Here is a 16,814-nt window from a genome sequence, read left to right as displayed (position 1 = left end):
CGAGTCTCCCGTGATCCTCGCCCGCGCCGAGGCGGTCAGCCGCCGCTACGGCGACGTGCTCGCCCTCGACCGGGTCGACCTGGAGGTCTCCGCCGGCGAGCTGGTCGGCCTGCTCGGCCCGAACGGGGCCGGCAAGAGCACCCTGCTGAACCTGCTCGTCGGGCTGCGCCGGCCCACCGCCGGCCGGGTCGAGCTGTTCGGCGGCGACCCGCGCGACCCGGCGAGCCGGCGGCGGATCGGGGTCACCCCGCAGGAGACGGGCCTGCCCGGCACGCTGCGGGTCGGCGAGGTCGTGGACTTCGTCGCCGCCCACCACCCCGACCCGGTCCCCCGGGGCGAGCTGCTCGACCGCTTCGGCCTCGGCGAACTGGCCCGGCGGCAGACCGGCGGCCTCTCCGGCGGGCAGCGCCGCCGGCTCGCGGTGGCGCTCGCCTTCGTCGGCCGGCCCCGGCTGGTGCTGCTCGACGAGCCGACCACCGGGCTGGACGTCGCGGCGCGGCACACCCTGTGGGAGGCGATCCGGGCGTTCCACGACGACGGCGGCACCGTGCTGCTGAGCAGCCACTACCTGGAGGAGGTCGAGGCGCTGGCCCGGCGGGTGGTGGTCATCGGGCACGGCCGGGTGCTGGCCGACGACACGGTCGACGCGATCCGGGGGATCGTCGGCGTACGCCGGGTCAGCCTGGTCGCCGACGAGCTGCCCGCGCTGCCCGGCGTGATCCGCACCGAGCGGGTCGACGGGCGCATCCACCTGCTCACCACCGACGCCGACGAGCTGGTGCGGGCCCTGGTCACCGCCGGGGTCGCGTTCGCCGACCTGGAGGTACGCCCCACCTCGCTGGAGGAGGCGTTCCTCGCCATCACCGCCGCACCGGGCCCGGAAGCCGACCGTCCGACGACCGCCGTGGCCGGCTCGCCGGCCACCGCCTGAGGGGACGGATCTCCATGCGCCTCGCCCTGGTCCACGCCCGCTACCAGCTCCTGGAGACGGTCCGCATCCCGATCGCCGTCTTCGGCAGCGCCTTCTTCCCCGCCGTCGCGATGCTCTTCTTCGTGGTGCCGTTCGCCGGGAAGGACCCGGTCGCCGCCACGTACGCGACCGCCGCCATGGTCACCTTCTCGGTGATGAGCGCGAACGTCTTCCAGTACGGGGTCGGGGTGGCCGAGGACCGCGACCAGCCCTGGAACCCGTACACCCGCACCCTGCCGGCGGGCCCCGCGCCGCGCTTCGCCGGGCGGGTGCTGGCCGGGCTGGCGCTCACCTACCTCTCCCTGGTCCCGGTGGTGGTGATCGGGGCCACGCTCACCGAGGCGCGGATCAGCGCGCCCGCGTTCCTGCTGGCCCTGGCGACCGTCACGGTGATCTCGGTGCCGTTCACGCTGCTGGGGCTCGCCATCGGCTACTCGATGCCGAGCAAGGCGGCGATCGTGGTGGCGCAGGTCGTCTTCTTCCCCCTCGCCTTCGGGGGTGGCCTGCTCTCCGCCCCGGACCAGGCGCCCGGGTTCGTCGAGGCCGTCGCGCCGTTCCTGCCGACCCGGGGGGCGGTGGAGCTGATGTGGGCGGCGGTCGGCGACTACCCGGTCGACCCGCTGTCGATGGTCATGCTCGGGGTCTGGGTGGTGCTGCTGGCGGTGCTGGCCGGGTGGGCGTACCAGCGCGACGAGGGTCGACGGTTCAGCTGACGATTCGTCCGATCCGCCTCGTGACGCGGCGGGTCGGTGCCACGATTCCGGCAGGGGCGTGCCGGCGTGGCCGTCCCCCGCCGAGAGGGGTCGTCGTGAGCACCGTCCCGCCGGGCACACCCTGCTGGGCCGACCTCGCCACCCCCGGTCTCGCCGAGGCGCGCCGGTTCTATCCCGAACTGTTCGGCTGGACCGGCCGGATCGACCCGGAGCCCGAGGCCGGCGGCTACACCGTCTTCCTGCTCGACGGGCGGGCCGTGGCGGGCGCGGGTCCACCGGCCGTCCCCGACCAGGTGCCGATCTGGTCCACCTACCTGGCGACCGACGACGCGGACCTGGTCGCCGGCCGGGTCGAGCGGGCCGGCGGGCAGGTCGTGGTGCCCCCGTTCGAGGTCTTCGACCAGGGCCGGATGGCGGTCTTCGCCGACCCGGCCGGGGCGGCGTTCAGCGTCTGGCAGCCGATGTCGATGCCCGGCGCCGAGGTCTTCGACGTCCCGGGGGCGCTCACCTGGACCGAGCTGGTCACCCCCGATCCGGAGGGCGCGAAGGTCTTCTACGAGCTGGTCTTCGGCTGGCACCCGGACGACCAGCGGGCGGGCCCGGTCACGTACACCGGCTGGCGGCTCGGCACCCGGATCGTGGCCGGCATGGTGCCGCCGCTCGGCGACGGGTTCCCGGCGGACACGCCCGCGTACTGGTCGGTGTACTTCGCCGTGGCCGACGCCGACGCGGCCGCCGCCCGCGCCGCCGAACTCGGCGGCACGATCCTGGTCCCGCCGCAGACGGCCCCGGCGGGCCGCTTCGCCGCCCTGCGCGACCCCCACGGCGCCCTCTTCAACGTCCTCACCCGCCCCTGACCTGCCGCCTCGCGCGGGGCGTCACGGTCAGCGACGGGGGCGGATCGGGACCACCAGGGGGCCGTGGTCGCCGTCGACGACGCGGACGGTGGCGCGGTACCAGGTGGCGAGGAGCTGCTCGGTGAGCACCTCGCGGGGCGTGCCGGCCGCCACCACCCGGCCCTCGGCCAGCAGCACCATGCGGTCGGCGTACTCGCCGGCGATGGAGAGGTCGTGCATGGTGGCGAGCACCGTCAGGCCGTGCTCGCGGCGCAGCCGGTCGACCAGCTCCAGCACCTCCTGCTGGTGGCCGATGTCCAGCGCGCTGATCGGCTCGTCCAGCAGCAGCAGGGTCGCGCCCTGGGCCAGCGCGCGGGCCAGGAAGACCCGCTGCCGCTCGCCGCCGGAGAGGGTGGCCAGCTCCCGGTCGTGGAACCCGGCCAGGTCCAGCCCGTCGAGCACCTCGTGGGCGGCGGCCAGGTCGGCGGTGGACTCCCGGCCCAGCGGCGCGATGTAGGGCGTGCGGCCCAGCAGCACGTAGTCGAACACCGACATGCCGGCCGGCACCACCGGGGACTGGGCCACCGTGGCGACCACCCGGGCACGGTCGCGGCGGCGCAGCGCCTCGCTGGGCGTACCGAAGAGGGAGACGGCGCCCGGCGCGGGCAGCAGGCCGCCGACGGCGCGCAGCAGGGTCGACTTCCCGGCGCCGTTCGGGCCGATCACGGTCACCCACCCGCCGGCGGCGACGGTCAGGTCGACGCCGGCCAGGATGGGCGTGCCGTCCAGGCGTACGTGCAGGTCGCGCACCTCGACGGCGGGCACGGCGGCCACGTCGGGGGCCCGCACGGCCCCACCGTCCACCGGCCGCGCGGCCGGCACGCGCCGCGCGCTCACCCGAGCACCCGGCGGGAGGTACGCAGGACCAGGACGAAGAACGGGCCGCCGAGCAGCGCGGTGACCACGCCGATTGGGATCTCCGACGGGGCGGCGGCGGTACGGGCCACCACGTCGGTCAGGGCCAGGAAGGCACCGCCGAAGAGCAGCGACAGCGGCAGGATCACCCGGTAGCTCGACCCGGCGAGCAGCCGGACGGTGTGCGGCACGATGATCCCGACGAAGCCGATGAGGCCGGACGCGGAGACGGCGGCGGCGGTGCCGAGCGAGGCGGCGGCGATGAGCAGGTAGCGGGACCGCTGCGGGTGCAGCCCGAGGCTCGCGGCCTCGTCGTCGCCGACGGAGAGCACGTCGAGCTCCCGCCGGTGCAGCAGCACCACCAGTGCGGTGAGCAGGAAGTACGGCAGCACCAGCCGCACGTCGTGCCAGCCGGCGGTGGCGAGCCGCCCGAGCAGCCAGGAGTAGACCTGCTGGATGCTGTCGGAGTTGCGTTGCAGCAGGTAGGTCTGCCCGGCCGAGAGGAACGCGGAGACGGCCACCCCGGCCAGGATCAGCGTGGCGGTGGAGCGCCCGCGCCCGCCGGAGGCGCCCAGCAGGTAGGTCATCGCCACGGCGCCGATCGAGCCGACGAACGCGGCCAGCGGGATGGTGAGCGGCAGCCCGGTCAGCGCGCCGGCCGTCCCGGCGCCGAGAGTGATCACCGCGGTGACGGCGAGCCCGGCCCCGGCCGCCACCCCGAGCAGGTACGGGTCGGCCAGCGGGTTGCGGAACACCCCCTGGTAGCAGCCGCCGGCCAGGGCCAGCAGCCCGCCGACCAGCAGCCCGAGCACCACCCGGGGCAGCCGCAGCTCGGTGACGATGGCGATCTCGCGCTCGTTCAGCCCGCTGTCGAGGCGTACGCCGGGGATGAGGTTGAGCAGCTCGGCCGCGACGCTGCCCGGCGGCAGGCTGACCGGGCCGAGGGACACCCCGGCGACCAGCGCGACCAGCACCGCGGCGACGCCGACGAGGAGCCAGCGGGGCCGCAGCCCGGCGGGCCGGGACGCGGGGAGCGTCCCGGCCGGCCGGGCGGGCGGTGCCTGCACGAGCGGGCGGCTCATGGACGGGTGCGGGTCACGCGGGGACCTTGGCGGTGGCGTCGACGATCACGCGGAGCAGGTCCACCACGCGGGGCCCCCAGCGGGAGGCGACGTCGTCGTCGAGGGCGACGACCTGGTTGTTCTTGACGGCGGTGACGCCGGCCCAGCCGCCGCGCGCCTTGACCGTCTCGGCGCTCTGCTGGCAGCACTTGGTGTCGGCGAGGAAGACGAAGTCCGGGTCGGCCTTGACGATGACCTCCTGGGAGAGCTGCGGGTAGCCGCCCTGCTTGCCGTCGGGGTCGGACGCGTCGGCGATGTTCTCCAGGCCCACCATCGTGTAGAGCGAGCCGATGAAGGTCTTGCTGGTGGCCGTGTAGAGCTCCGGGCCCAGCTCGTGGAAGTAGGTCAGCTTCTCGGCGCGCTTCGGCAGGTCGGCGACGAGCTTGGCGATGTCGTCCTTCATCCGCTTGGTCACGTCGGCGGCCTCGTCTGCGTGACCGGTGAGGGTGCCGAGGTCGGTGATCTGACGGTAGGTGTCCTCCAGCGTGGTCGCCGCCGGGTTCAGCAGGACGGGGATCTTCAGCGCGGTGAGCTGCTCGACGATCTTGTTGGTGTCGTTGGCGAGCACCACCAGGTCGGGGCTCTTGCCGGCGATCGCCTCGGCGTTGGGCTGGTAGCCCGAGAGGTCGCTCTTCGGCGCGTCGGCCGGGAAGTTCGACTGGTCGTCGACGGCGGTGACCTGCTTGCCGGCGCCGATGGCGAAGAGCATCTCGGTGGCCGTCGGGGAGAGCGAGACGATCTTCTCGGGCCGCTTCTCCAGGGTCACCGAACCGACGGTGGCCGGGAAGGCGGCGCCGGCCGAGCTGGCGCCGGCGGCGGGGGTGTCGTCGGAGTTCTTCTCGGCGCAGGCGCCGAGGGCGAGCGCGGCCACCGCGAGGGTCGCGGCGAAGATCCGGGGGGTACGTCTGAGCACGGGTCCTCCTGTCGGTCGAGGAGCGTGGTGCTTCGCCGACAGGGAGCGGTGGCGCCCGTCCGCGAGGCGCCCTTCCTCGAGAGCGCGTGTCGCGACCACGGACGCAGGCGACCTGGCTCGTCCCCGCCGCGGCCCGGCGTTCGGCCGAGGGTGGCGGGACATCACAGTTGCGGGACAGCGCCGGTTTCGCACCGGCTTCGCTGCGCGTGGTCGGTAGAACGGTAGCGCACGCCCCGGACGTGCCTCGTCGATCCAGGGCGCATCGGCGCTCGTTGATCATCAACGGCGGCGATATGCCCTGGATCGACGTCTGGTGGCCGGTGGTGGGGCCCCGCCGGGGGCGGAGCGGGGCCCCACCGGGTCAGGAACTGGTGATGGTGACGTTGTCCACAGCCGCCTCGACCAGGCTCGCGCCCGAGGCGTCCGCCGCCTCGACGAGGATCCGCACCGACTGCCCGGCGTACGGGGTGAGGTTGGCGTTGGACACCGCCCAGGCGCCGTTGCGGTTGGTGGCCGCCCCGGACTGGGTGAACAGGGTCGTGGTGCCTCCGTTGTGCACCACGCTGACCCGCAGGTAGTCGGCCGACGAGGAGTTCGAGCCGTGGGCCAGGTACCAGGCGAGGGAGAGGGTCAGCGTGCCGCTCGACGGCAGCGTCACCGCCGGCGACCGGGCGCTGGTCACGCCGCCGTCGATGTCGTAGTCACCGGCTCCCGTGCCGGCCAGCCGGCCGGTGACGAGGTCGTTGGCGCCGCCGTACGGGGTGAGCTGCTTGGCCCCGCTGGAGCTGGTCGCCTGGGCGGCGCCCCGCTCCCACGCCCCGGTGGTCGCGGTGTCGGTGCCGTTCGGGTTGATCGTCCAGCCGGTGGCCGTCTCGAAGGTGTCCGACCAGACCGTGGTGCCGCCGCCACCGCCGCAGTACTGCGCCTCCTTGCCGATGGCCCGGTACGGGCAGTCGGCGTACTCGCTGAGCAGCAGGACCGCCTCCCGGTTGCGCGACGTCTGGGTGGGGATCACCTCGTCGGGCGGGTAGAAGCCGCCGCCGCCGGCCGAACCGGGGTACATCTCGAAGGTGTACGCCCAGATGCCGTGCTGGCCCCACATCCAGTCGATGCTGTCCCCGTCGGTGATGTAGAGGTCGCTGGACTGCTGCGGGGTGTAGCCGTTGGTGTTCGCCATCTGCTGGCCCAGGGTGGCGAAGGTGTTGTACTGGTCCGCCGTCATCCCCGGCGCGGTGTTGTTGTACGTGTAGCCGAACGGCCAGAGCACCAGCTCCGAGTACGTGTGGAAGTCGATGTTGGCCTTGATCTGCTGGGTGCCGCCGACGACCCGGCTGTTGACGAAGTTGCGCAGCGCCGCGGTCTCCGGCGCGGAGAACGCCGACGGGCCCCGGTAGGTGTCCGACGAGGTCGAGCCGGACGAGCCGCCGCAGCAGCCCCACTGGTAGGACCAGTTGCGGTTCAGGTCGGTGCCGACGTACGACGAGCCGCTGTTGGGCTGCCGGTTCTTGCGCCAGGAGCGGTACGAGCCGGTGGCGATGTCGTACTCGCTGCCGTCCGGGTTGACCGTGGGCACGATCCAGATCTCCCGGGTGTTCACGATGTTGGTGACCCGGGAGTCGCTGCCGTAGCTGTCGGTGAAGAGGTTGAGCAGGTAGATCGCCATCTCGACGGTCAGGTGCTCGCGGGCGTGCTGCTGCGAGTTGAACAGGATCTCCGGCTCGTTCTCGTCGGTGCCGACGTTGTCGGAGATCTTCACCGCCATCAGGTCCCGGCCCTCGTACGAGGAGCCGATGCTGATCTTCCGGGCGATCGACGGGTGGTCGGCGACCACCTTGTTCACCACCGCGGTCAGTTCGGCGTAGTCGTGGTAGTTGGAGTCGGCGGGCGGGAAGGCGGCCGCGCCGACGTCCCCGTCGGCGTGGTCGTGCCCGTCGGCCGACGGGGCGGCGACCGCCTCCAGCCGGAAGCCGAGCCGGGTGATCGCCGCCGCCTCGGCCGGGGTGGCCGAGACGTTCAGCACGCCGTGCTCGACGAAGTCGATGGCGGCGCCGGTGCCGGCGACGGCGGTGCGGTCGTCGACGGTACGCGGGCCGAGCACCCGGTAGGACGTCGTCGCGGAGTCGGCCCGGTCGGGGGCCGGCCGGGCGGTGGCCGGCGCGGCGGCGACCGTGAGCAGGCCGAATCCGGCTGCTACGGCCACCGCCAGGCGACGGCGGAGGGCGGTGTTGCGGAAGGCCATGGACAACCTCCTCGGGGGGCGGGAGAAGATCCCGCTCGGTGGAGGACACTCCACCACCGCCCGCATGGTCATATCAACATTCATCGCTGCCTTGTTCCATGTCATCCTGATCGTCACATCGGCAAGGATTTTCCAACTGTCGACCTCTGGCGAAAGTTCCCTCCGAGCGGGACACTGACCCGCAACGATCCGTCCGTCCCTGCGGAGGACCCATGGCCAGAACACGCCTGCGCACGGCCGCCCTCGCGGCCGCCACCGCGCTCACCCTTCTCGGCACCGCGGCACCCGCCGTCGCCGCCGCACCCGTCGCAGCCCCGTCGACCAGTCGACCGGTGGTCCACGACGAGCAGATCACCTTCCAGGACTGGTCGCGCTACCCCGACTGGCGTCGCGGCAGCCACGCCGGCACCCGGGCCGTCCCGGGCCTCCGGCCCGGCGTGACGCTGGCCCGACCGCTCGGCACCACCGACTACACCGACCCGCACACCGGCGTGACCAGGAGCTGGGAGTACGGGACCTGGACCTCCCCGGTCACCCAGATCGGGTTCGACGCCACCGAACTGATCGCCTCGTGGAACGCGCAGACCCCGGCCGGCACCTGGATCCAGGTCGAGATGCAGGGCACGTACAACACCGGCGTGCAGACCAAGTGGTACGTCATGGGGCGGTGGGCCTCCGGCGACGCCGACATCAAGCGGACCAGCGTCAACCGGCAGGGCGACCCCTGGTCGACCATCTGGACCGACACCTTCAGCATCGACGACGCCTCGGTCGGCGTGCTGCTGCGGGCGTACCAGCTGCGGCTGACCCTCTACAAGGCCCCCGGCCAGCGCGCCGCGCCGGTCGTGCACACCGTCGGCGCGATGAGCTCCAACGTGCCCGACCGGTTCACCGTCGAGCCGAGCGCCGGCGGCATCGCCTGGGGCAAGGAACTCGCCGTGCCCCGCTACTCGCAGAACATCCACACCGGCCACTACCCCGAGTACGACGGCGGCGGCCAGGCCTGGTGCTCCCCCACCTCCACCACCATGGTGATCGAGTACTGGGGCCGCAAGGCGTCCGAGGAGGACACCTCCTGGGTCGACCCGACCTACCCGGACCCGACGGTCAACCACGCCGCCCGGATGGTCTACGACTACCAGTACGACGGCGCCGGCAACTGGCCCTTCAACACCGCGTACGCGGCCAGCTTCCCGGGCCTGGAGGCCCGGGTCACCCGGCTGCACTCCCTGGACGAGGTGGAGCGCTTCATCGCCGCAGGGATCCCGGTCGTGACCAGCCAGTCCTTCCTCGCCAGCGAGTTGGACGGGGCGGGCTACGGCACCTCGGGCCACCTGTTCGTGGTCGTCGGCTTCACCGCCGACGGCGACGTGATCGTCAACGACCCGGCCTCGTCGAGCAACGAGGCGGTGCGCAACGTCTACAAGCGTGAGCAGTTCGAGCAGATCTGGCTGCGTACCAAGCGGACCAACGCCAGCGGCGGCGTCTCCGGCGGCTCCGGCGGCGTCGTCTACCTGATCAAGCCGACCCTGAAGCCGTGGCCGAAGGTCGCCGGCTCCACCAACTGGTGACCTGACACCGACCCGATCGAGGGGTCCGCGTCGCCCGGCTCAGCCCGGCGACCGGGCCCCTCCTTCATGAGGTGCTCGCCGACTGTCTACGGGCCGGCCGGCCTGCGACGTTAATAGGGCGTGACGTTCGAGGAGTACGCGTTCGCCCGCACTTCGGCGCTGGTGCGGCTCGCCCGGCTGCTGACCGGCGACGAGCATCGGGCCGAGGACCTGGTTCAGGACGTCCTCGCCAGGGCGTACGCCCGCTGGGCGCGCATCTCCCGGACGGATCGACCCGATGCGTACGTCCGTCGGATGCTCGTCAACGCCCACCACTCGTGGTGGCGCCGGCGCAGCAGCCAGGAGATCTCCGTCGCCGATGTGCACGATCGGCCGGGCGCAACGGACGAGGCCGCCGGTGTCGCCGAACGTGATGCGCTGTGGCGGCTCGTCTGTGGCCTGCCGACGCGGCAACGCACCGTCATCGTCCTGCGCTACTACGAGGATCTCGACGACGCGTCGATCGCCGAGATCATGGACTGTTCGCCCGGCACCGTTCGTACCCACGCGATGCGGGCCCTGGCGGCCCTCCGCAAGCGGCAGGAAGCATCCGTCTCCGCCCGGACAGGAGGAGAGTTCTGATGTCCAGCGACCTCGATCAGCAGCTCGCCACGACGCTCAAGCACCACGCGGGCGGCGACGTCGACCCCACGCCGATCGTGGCGCACGCCCGGCGGCGCGGCCACCACCTCCGGCTGCGCCGCCGCTGGTTGACCACCGGGGGGACGGCAGCGGCGTGCGTCGTCCTGGCCGCGGCGGTCATGGTGCTGCCGTCCGGTAGGGCACCCGATGGCGTGGCCGTGCCGGCCATGGCACTCCTGCTGCCGGACGCACCGGGCCAGCCTGGCGCCATCGCACGGCCCGAGGTCGTGGGGACAGATCCCGGCGTGGTGCACTTCACGACCGACAGCCTGGTCAGCGAGGCCTCGTCCGCGACCTGGAGCGCCGGGCGCGGGGTCGAGAGCGTCGAGTTCCAGGGCCCGACCGGGCAGGCCCGGTTCGCGTTGGCGCGCAGTGCCGCGACGCTGGACGGGCTACAGCAGACGATATCGTCGGCGGGGCGACCGCAGCCGCCGGCCGATGTGCGGGTCGGTGGCCGCCCGGGGGTCGCGTGGTTCGATCCGTCCGGCGACACGAAACTGTGGTTCGTCCGTTGGGAACCCGTCGATGGGCTCTGGGCTCAGCTCGACATATACGCGACCGACCGTGACGCGGCGACGGACGCGGCGGGTCGCGTCCGGTTCGACGGCGCCCACCGCTGCGTGGTGCCATTCCGCCTGCGGTCGCTGCCGCCAGGTGGGCGGATGCTCGGCTGCTCGGTCACGCTTCTCCGGTCGGAGGACGGCTCCTCCACCGAGGCTTCGCTGGTGGTAGGTGACGATGCCGGTCGCTGGCTGACGGTTCGGGCGCAACCCGTGCCGGGGCGCGGCCCGTTGGCCGCCGACCTCGTCGCAGGGCCCTACCGGGCACGCCGGCAGGGCAGCGACGTGCTGGAGATGTACGTCAAGCCATTCATGGTCGAGGCGTTCCTCAAGGGTCGGGGGAACGGCTACACCGAGTCGGAGGGCCTGACGGTTCTGAGCGGGTACCAGCCCGCCCGCGACCTCGACCGCCCCGACACCTGGTGAGGGTCCGTCGAAGCGGCCGTGACGCACCCGCCGACGTCGGCGCCGGACCTCGACGGCCGGCGACCCGAGTACCCTCGGCCTCGATACCACACAGGTATTTTTATGCCGCGTAGGTATCAGCGTCACGGCGGCACCAGGCCCACGCGCGCCTTGCGCGTCTCCCGTCGGCCAGCAGGCCGCCCGGACCGCGCTCAGCCCCTGGCCGGGGGCGTCTCCCCGTCCTGGTCCTCGCCGGCGAGGGCGGAGCGGAGGCGCTCCTTCTCGGCGCGGCGCCGCTCGGCGGCGGTGGCCATTTCCTCGGCCATCTCGTCCCGCCAGCCCTTGAGCAGGAAGAACGACAGCGCAGCCGAGAAGGCCAGCGCCACCATCAGCTTGATGAAGATGTTCATCTCGACCAGCCAGAGGGCCGCCAGCACGGCGACGAACAGCCCGATCCGGCCCAGCGTGTACTTGACCGCCGCGCTCACGTTCCGCACTCCGTTCTCCGCCGCCGGGACCTCCGGCGGCAGGTTCAGCCCGTCCGGCGGGCCAGCCAGTGGACGCCATGGAACCAGACCACCGCGTACCCGATGGTGAAGGTCGCCGCCCCCAGCCCGCCGGAGAGCAGCGGCGGGAGCCCGGCGGCGAGGCCGGCCACCACGAGCCCTGCGACCACCCCGACCGCGGCGGCCGCCAGTGCCGCCACCACCCGGGCCGCGCCGAACTCCCAGGCGCGGAAGTCGTCCCAGAACAGCCAGGCCGGCAGGATGATCGCCAGCCAGCCGTTGGCGCCGCCGAAGTCGCCGGCGCCGATCAGCTCGAACGCCCAGTCGAACAACACCACCGCCAGCACGCCGATGACGAGGCCGGCCAGGCTCACCCCGAGCAGGTCGCCCAGGGTGAGGATGCGCCCCTCGGCGTCCCGCCGGGGGAACCCGCTCCGCTGCTCGGTCATGGCCTCAGAGGGTACGTGCCGGCTCAGGCCCAGACCTGCTGCGGCTCGGCGCGGCGCTCGGCCAGGGACGGGGCGGCGTCGTACTCGCGGACCACCTCGTAGCGGGTGTTCCGCTCGACGGGGCGGAAGCCGGCGTCCCAGATCAGGTGCAGCAGGTCGTCCCGGTGCATCGTGTTCGGGGTGCCGTACGAGTCGGCGTCGTGAGTGATCTTGTATTCCACGACCGAGCCGTCCAGGTCGTCGACGCCGAAGTTGAGCGAGAGCTGGGCGACAGACAGCCCGTGCATGACCCAGAAGCACTTCACGTGCGGGACGTTGTCGAAGAGCAGCCGGGAGACCGCGAAGGTCTTCAGCGACTCGGCCGGGGAGGCCATCGTCGTACGGGCCTGGATCCGGTTACGGATCTTGCCGTCCGCCGAGTCGACGAAGTCGTGCTGGTAGCGCAGCGGGATGAAGACCATGAAGCCGCCGGTCTCGTCCTGGAGCTCACGCAGCCGCAGCACGTGGTCGACGCGGTGCCGGGGCTCCTCGATGTGGCCGTAGAGCATGGTCGACGGGGTCTTCATCCCCTTGGTGTGGGCCAGCCGGTGGATGCGCGACCAGTCCTCCCAGTGGCAGGCGTGGTCGACGATGTGCTGGCGGACCTCCCAGTCGAAGATCTCCGCGCCGCCGCCGGTCAGCGACTCCAGGCCGGCGTCCATCAGCTCGTCGAGGATCTCGTCGGCGCCCAGGCCGCTGATCTTCTCGAACCACTGCACCTCGGTCGCGGTGAACGCCTTGAGCTTGACGTTCGGCAGCGCCGCCTTCAGCTCGCGCAGCACCTTCGGGTAGTAGCGCCAGGGCAGGGTCGGGTGCAGGCCGTTGACGATGTGCAGCTCGGTGAGCTGCTCGTCCTCCATCTCCTTGGCCTTGCGGACCGCCTCGTCGATGCGCATCGTGTAGGCGTCCTTCTCGCCCGGCTTGCGCTGGAACGAGCAGTACGCGCACGAGGCGGAGCAGACGTTGGTCAGGTTGAGGTGCCGGTTGACGTTGAACATCACCCGGTCGCCGTTGAGCTCGGTGCGCCGGTGGTGCGCCAGCCGGCCCAGCCACGCGAGGTCGTCGCTGTCGTAGAGGGCGATCCCGTCCTCGCGGGTCAGCCGCTCGCCGGCGTACACCTTCGCTTCGAGCTCACGCTTGAGTCCGGCGTCCATCGAAAGCCACGTCCCTTCCACCTGCGGTAGGAATCGAGCGTACGTCGGCCCGCCGACGCCGCCGCAGCACGGTCGGCCCCCGTGCGCCCGCTCACCGAACTCTCAGGCTCCTGTTACCCGCCAACGCATCGACATCGCTGCGTGCGTGCGGTAAGACAGGGTGGGACGTTCGCCACACGCTGGTAGCGTCCCCACGGCCGCGCCCACCCGGCGCGGCGAGTCACGCCGGACGGGGAGCGGAATGGTCGACAGTAGGCGCGGGCGACGGCAGCGACGACGGAGCCCGGTGATCTCGCCGGTGCTGCGCCCGGCGCTCTGGTCCGCACTGCTCGGCGCCGTCGCCGCCACCGTCCTGGCCAACCCGGTCATGGCCGACCCGGCGCTGCCCACCAGCGTCCCCGACACCGGGTCCCGCCCCTCCTACTCGGGGCCGCTCCAGCTCCCCGGCGGCGCGCCGGTCCCCGGCCTGCCCGGCACGGTCCCGGGTCTCCCCGGCGGGCCCGGCACTGTCCCCGGCGTGCCCGCCGGCAGCCTCGGCACCGGTCCGCTTGCCGCCCAGATCTACGCCGCCGAGGCCCAGGTCGGGCAGCTCCGTGACCAACTGCTCTCGCTGCGGCAGAAGCGCACCGAGGCCGAGGGGCAGCGTGCCACCGCCGAGCGCAACCTCGCCCAGGCCCGGGACGCGGTGGCCCGGGCGCAGGAGAGCGCCGACGCCGCCGCCGCGGGCGCCTTCAAGGCCGCCGCCGCCCTCCCGCCCGGCGAGTTCGCCAACGACCTGCACGAGCTGAGCCGGCTTTCCCGGATCATCCGGGGCGAGAAGGCCGAGGGCGGCACCACCGCCGCCGAGGGCGAGGTGTCCCGGGCCCGCGTCGGCGAGCAGGCCGCCAGCCAGGCGATGGTCTCGGCCGAGTCCCGCCTCGCGGGCGCCCAGACGGAGTACGCCGCCGGCGAGAAGGCCCTGCGCGAGGCAGAGAAGAAGCTGGAGAAGCTGAAGCGGGACAACGCCGCTCAGCTCATCCAGATCGAGCGCCAGCAGGAGGCCGCCGAGCAGCGCCTCGGCGCCGGCTACCTCGGGAACGAGACCGCCAACGGCCTGGCCGCCCACCCGACGGCCCTCAAGGCACTGGCGTACGCGAGGGCGCAGCTCGGCGACCCCTACCTGTGGGCCGCCGAGGGGCCGGACCGCTTCGACTGCTCCGGCCTCATCTACGCCGCCTACCGGTCGGCGGGCTACTACGGGCTGCCCCGGGTCTCCCGCGACCAGTACTACGCCACCCGTACCCGCACCGTGTCCCGCACCGCGCTGCTCCCCGGCGACCTGCTCTTCTTCGCCTCCGGCACGAGCTGGACGACGATCCACCACATGGGCATGTACGTCGGCGGCGGCAAGATGATCCACGCGCCGACCACCGGCGACGTGGTCAAGATCTCCACCGTGCGCTGGTCCCGGCTCTACGCCGCCACCCGCGTCATCGGGGCGGTGCCCGCGCCGGCCAGCACCCCCTCGCCCACGCCGACGCCGAGCAAGCCGCCCGCGACGAAGCCGCCGGCCAGCCCGAAGCCGCCGCCTGCCAGCCCGAAGCCGACCACCAGCCCGAAGCCCACCCCGTCGTCGCCGAGCCCGTCAACCTCGCCGTCGCCGACGCCCACGCCGCCTGGGTCCCCCACGCCCACGCCCACGCCTACGCCCAGCACCTCGCCGTCGGAGTCGACCTCGCCGTCGGCGTCGGCGAGCGCCTCGGAGGCCTCTTCGCCGAGCGCCTCGACCGGTAGTGTGGCGCCGACCACGGCGCAGAGCAGTTCCGCTCCGTCGAGCAGCACCCCGGCCAGCGCCTCGGCGAGCGCCGGTAGCTGACCAGGGCCCTCGGCGGGCCGTCCGACCGGGCCGGCCAGCCGCCCACCGGGGGCGGGCCGACACGGCCCCGCAACGCGCTCCGGCTGTGCCGCCGGGCCGGAATGTGGCACGGTGACAGTCAGGCACGCCCGGTCCGACGTAGCGGATCCGGGCGCGAGCGTGCGCGGAGGGCGAGCATGGCCGAGCAAGAGGTTCCGGCGGAGCCGGTCGACCACGGATCCGCGCCCGACCGGAGCCGTGCCGGGGCACCGCATCCCCTGACGCCCGTCGGCGCCCCGTCGGCGCCCCCGCCCGGGGGCACAGCCACGGCGGCGGCCGGCTCCGCGGGGCCGTCCGGGTCGTCGTCCGAGCCGCCCGCCGACGACGTACGCCGACAGCCCGCCGCACCGGCCCGGGGCCGGGTGTCGGTGACCTCCGCCGCCGTGCCCGCCGAGGGCGACGCGGCGCCGTCGACCGGCCCCAGCGCCGGCACCACCTACCGGGCCGGCGGAACGGCCACCCCCGCCCCCGCGGTCCCCGGGCAGCGGGGCACGGCGGGGGCGCGGGCCAGCGCCGCCGTACCCGGAATGAGGCGGATCTCGGCCGACGAGGCCGGGGCGATCCGCTCCCGGACGGGCGAGGCCCGGATCTACCGGGCGGCGCCGGTCAACCCGGAACCCCCGGAGCCCGCCCAGCCGCCGGAGCCGGCTCAGCCGCCGACCCCACCGGTCCCGGAGCCCGAGCCGGCGCCCGCCCCCACGCCGCCGGTGCCGGGCCCGAACCCGCCGTCGCCGGCCCCGCCGGTCCCGACCCCCACGCCCCCGGTCCCCGGGCCCTACCCGCCCGGCCCGGGGCCCCGGCCCCCGGCGCCGGTACCGCCCGTGCCGGGTCCGCCCGTGCCGCCACCCGGACCACCGGTGCCCGCCCCGCCGCCCCCGCCCGGCCCGATGCCGGCGCCACCGTTCCCGCCGCCGCCCCTCACGGCCACGCCCGGCGCCGGACCGGCGCCCTTCGCGGGCGCCCCGCCGTCCGCCGCGCCCCCGGCGTCCGCGCCGCCGTTCTCCGCGCCTCCGGTGAGCGGGCCGCCGGCAGCCGCTCCGCGACCGGTCGCGGCCTCGTTCTCCGCGCCGCCTGCGTCCGCCCCGCCGTTCGCCGCGCCGCCGTTCTCCGCGCCCCCGGCGAGCGCCCCGCCGTTCGCCGCGCCACCGTTCTCCGCGCCCCCGGCGAGCGCCCCGCCGTTCGCCGCGCCGTCGTTCTCCGGGTCGGCGTCCGCGCCGCCGGTCGTGCCCGCGCCCGCGCTGCCGGCCTGGCCGCCGCCCACCAGCCCCGGCGACCGCCGGCCCGGTGGTGCGGAGCCCGCCGCCGCGCCCCGGGAGGCCCGCAAGCTGGCCGGCCGCGCCGGCGACGGCTCGGCCACGCGCGCCGGGCGGGCCGAGGGCACCGCGGCGGGCCGCTACGACGGCGGGCCCGACCTGGGCACGCTCTACGGTGCCGGCACCGAGGGCCCGGGCTTCAGCACGGTCTCGTTGCCGAGCAACCCGGTGGAGAACTCCGGCTCGTTGACCGGGCACATCCTGGCCCAGGGCTGGACGGAGACCCCCACCGAGGAGCGCTCCAGCACGACCAAGGTGGTGGTCGTACTGGCCGCCTCGCTGGGCCTGCTGGTGGCGATCAGCGTGCTCGTCGTACTGCTCGCCAACGACACGGTGGGCGGGCTGGTGGGCGGCGTCCTGAGCAAGTGAGCCGCGTACGACGTCGATGGTGAGCCCGCCCACTACCCGTCCGAGGTCGGGTGGCGGGTTCGTCCTGTCGCCGTACACTGGTGAGGATCACTGACCCGGCGCGTCCCACGCGCCCATGGGCGATCTTGCGGGCGATTCGGCGGCGTTCAGCTGCGGCAGGCCATCG

15 protein-coding genes and 1 riboswitch are annotated in these 16,814 nt (G+C 73.8%); of the genes, 8 read left to right on the top strand and 7 right to left on the bottom strand.

The annotated features are described in order from the left end of the window. Window positions 1–10 precede the first annotated feature (10 nt). The 3 genes from CLT72_RS24300 to CLT72_RS24290 all read left to right on the top strand — a co-directional run bounded on the left by CLT72_RS24300 (window position 11) and on the right by CLT72_RS24290 (window position 2,540). Complete coding sequence (locus CLT72_RS24300; protein WP_101413747.1) at window positions 11–931, top strand: ABC transporter ATP-binding protein; 921 nt, start codon at window positions 11–13, stop codon at window positions 929–931. Window positions 932–945: 14 nt separating this feature from the next. Continuing rightward, window positions 946–1,683: an ABC transporter permease gene (locus tag CLT72_RS24295; RefSeq protein WP_101413746.1), complete on the top strand. Its 738-nt coding sequence runs from the start codon at window positions 946–948 to the stop codon at window positions 1,681–1,683. 95 nt (window positions 1,684–1,778) lie between these two features. Then, entirely contained in the window at window positions 1,779–2,540 is a 762-nt protein-coding gene (locus CLT72_RS24290) for a VOC family protein (protein ID WP_101413745.1), read from the top strand. Window positions 2,541–2,567: 27 nt separating this feature from the next. Here the strand turns inward: CLT72_RS24290 and CLT72_RS24285 are convergent, their stop codons facing one another. From CLT72_RS24285 to CLT72_RS24270, 4 genes are all read right to left on the bottom strand, one after another. Then, window positions 2,568–3,353, bottom strand: a complete 786-nt coding sequence (locus tag CLT72_RS24285; RefSeq protein ID WP_101415362.1) for an ABC transporter ATP-binding protein — start codon at window positions 3,351–3,353, stop codon at window positions 2,568–2,570. A gap of 59 nt (window positions 3,354–3,412) precedes the next feature. Beyond that, window positions 3,413–4,516, bottom strand: a complete 1,104-nt coding sequence (locus tag CLT72_RS24280; protein ID WP_101413744.1) for a FecCD family ABC transporter permease — start codon at window positions 4,514–4,516, stop codon at window positions 3,413–3,415. 13 nt (window positions 4,517–4,529) lie between these two features. Next, complete coding sequence (locus tag CLT72_RS24275; RefSeq protein ID WP_101413743.1) at window positions 4,530–5,468, bottom strand: ABC transporter substrate-binding protein; 939 nt, start codon at window positions 5,466–5,468, stop codon at window positions 4,530–4,532. Between the two features lie 111 nt (window positions 5,469–5,579). Further along, window positions 5,580–5,664, bottom strand: a riboswitch (cobalamin riboswitch). A gap of 165 nt (window positions 5,665–5,829) precedes the next feature. Continuing rightward, entirely contained in the window at window positions 5,830–7,707 is a 1,878-nt protein-coding gene (locus tag CLT72_RS24270) for a M14 family metallopeptidase (RefSeq protein WP_101413742.1), read from the bottom strand. Between the two features lie 212 nt (window positions 7,708–7,919). Here CLT72_RS24270 and CLT72_RS24265 point away from each other — a divergent pair, with 212 nt between their 5' ends. The 3 genes from CLT72_RS24265 to CLT72_RS24255 all read left to right on the top strand — a co-directional run bounded on the left by CLT72_RS24265 (window position 7,920) and on the right by CLT72_RS24255 (window position 10,945). Continuing rightward, on the top strand, window positions 7,920–9,278 hold the full coding sequence (locus tag CLT72_RS24265) for a C39 family peptidase (protein ID WP_101413741.1): 1,359 nt from the start codon (window positions 7,920–7,922) through the stop codon (window positions 9,276–9,278). A gap of 120 nt (window positions 9,279–9,398) precedes the next feature. After that, window positions 9,399–9,899, top strand: a complete 501-nt coding sequence (locus CLT72_RS24260) for a SigE family RNA polymerase sigma factor (RefSeq protein ID WP_101413740.1) — start codon at window positions 9,399–9,401, stop codon at window positions 9,897–9,899. Continuing rightward, window positions 9,899–10,945, top strand: coding sequence for a hypothetical protein (locus tag CLT72_RS24255; protein WP_101413739.1), 1,047 nt, complete (start codon window positions 9,899–9,901; stop codon window positions 10,943–10,945). The genes CLT72_RS24260 and CLT72_RS24255 overlap by 1 nt, the downstream gene beginning before the upstream one ends. Window positions 10,946–11,136: 191 nt before the next feature. Here CLT72_RS24255 and CLT72_RS24250 read toward each other — a convergent pair whose 3' ends face one another. Genes CLT72_RS24250 through mqnE form a run of 3 tightly spaced genes read right to left on the bottom strand, consistent with a single transcriptional unit; the run spans window position 11,137 to window position 13,072 of the window. Next, window positions 11,137–11,412, bottom strand: a complete 276-nt coding sequence (locus tag CLT72_RS24250; RefSeq protein ID WP_101415361.1) for a DUF4229 domain-containing protein — start codon at window positions 11,410–11,412, stop codon at window positions 11,137–11,139. Between the two features lie 44 nt (window positions 11,413–11,456). Then, entirely contained in the window at window positions 11,457–11,879 is a 423-nt protein-coding gene (locus CLT72_RS24245; protein ID WP_101413738.1) for a hypothetical protein, read from the bottom strand. A gap of 23 nt (window positions 11,880–11,902) precedes the next feature. Then, window positions 11,903–13,072: an aminofutalosine synthase MqnE gene (mqnE, locus tag CLT72_RS24240; protein WP_101413737.1), complete on the bottom strand. Its 1,170-nt coding sequence runs from the start codon at window positions 13,070–13,072 to the stop codon at window positions 11,903–11,905. Window positions 13,073–13,313: 241 nt separating this feature from the next. On the opposite strand from mqnE, the gene CLT72_RS24235 reads away from it, so the two are divergent. After that, the gene (locus CLT72_RS24235) at window positions 13,314–14,927 is read left to right on the top strand and encodes a C40 family peptidase (RefSeq protein ID WP_101413736.1); all 1,614 of its coding nucleotides are present in this window, start codon (window positions 13,314–13,316) and stop codon (window positions 14,925–14,927) included. 176 nt (window positions 14,928–15,103) lie between these two features. After that, window positions 15,104–16,648: a hypothetical protein gene (locus CLT72_RS33025; protein WP_486484316.1), complete on the top strand. Its 1,545-nt coding sequence runs from the start codon at window positions 15,104–15,106 to the stop codon at window positions 16,646–16,648. Window positions 16,649–16,814 lie beyond the last annotated feature (166 nt).

Source organism: Micromonospora sp. CNZ309, from assembly GCF_002846525.1.
The sequence above is the reverse complement of the archived record's forward strand: the minus strand, read 5'-3'. Positions and strand labels throughout refer to the sequence as shown.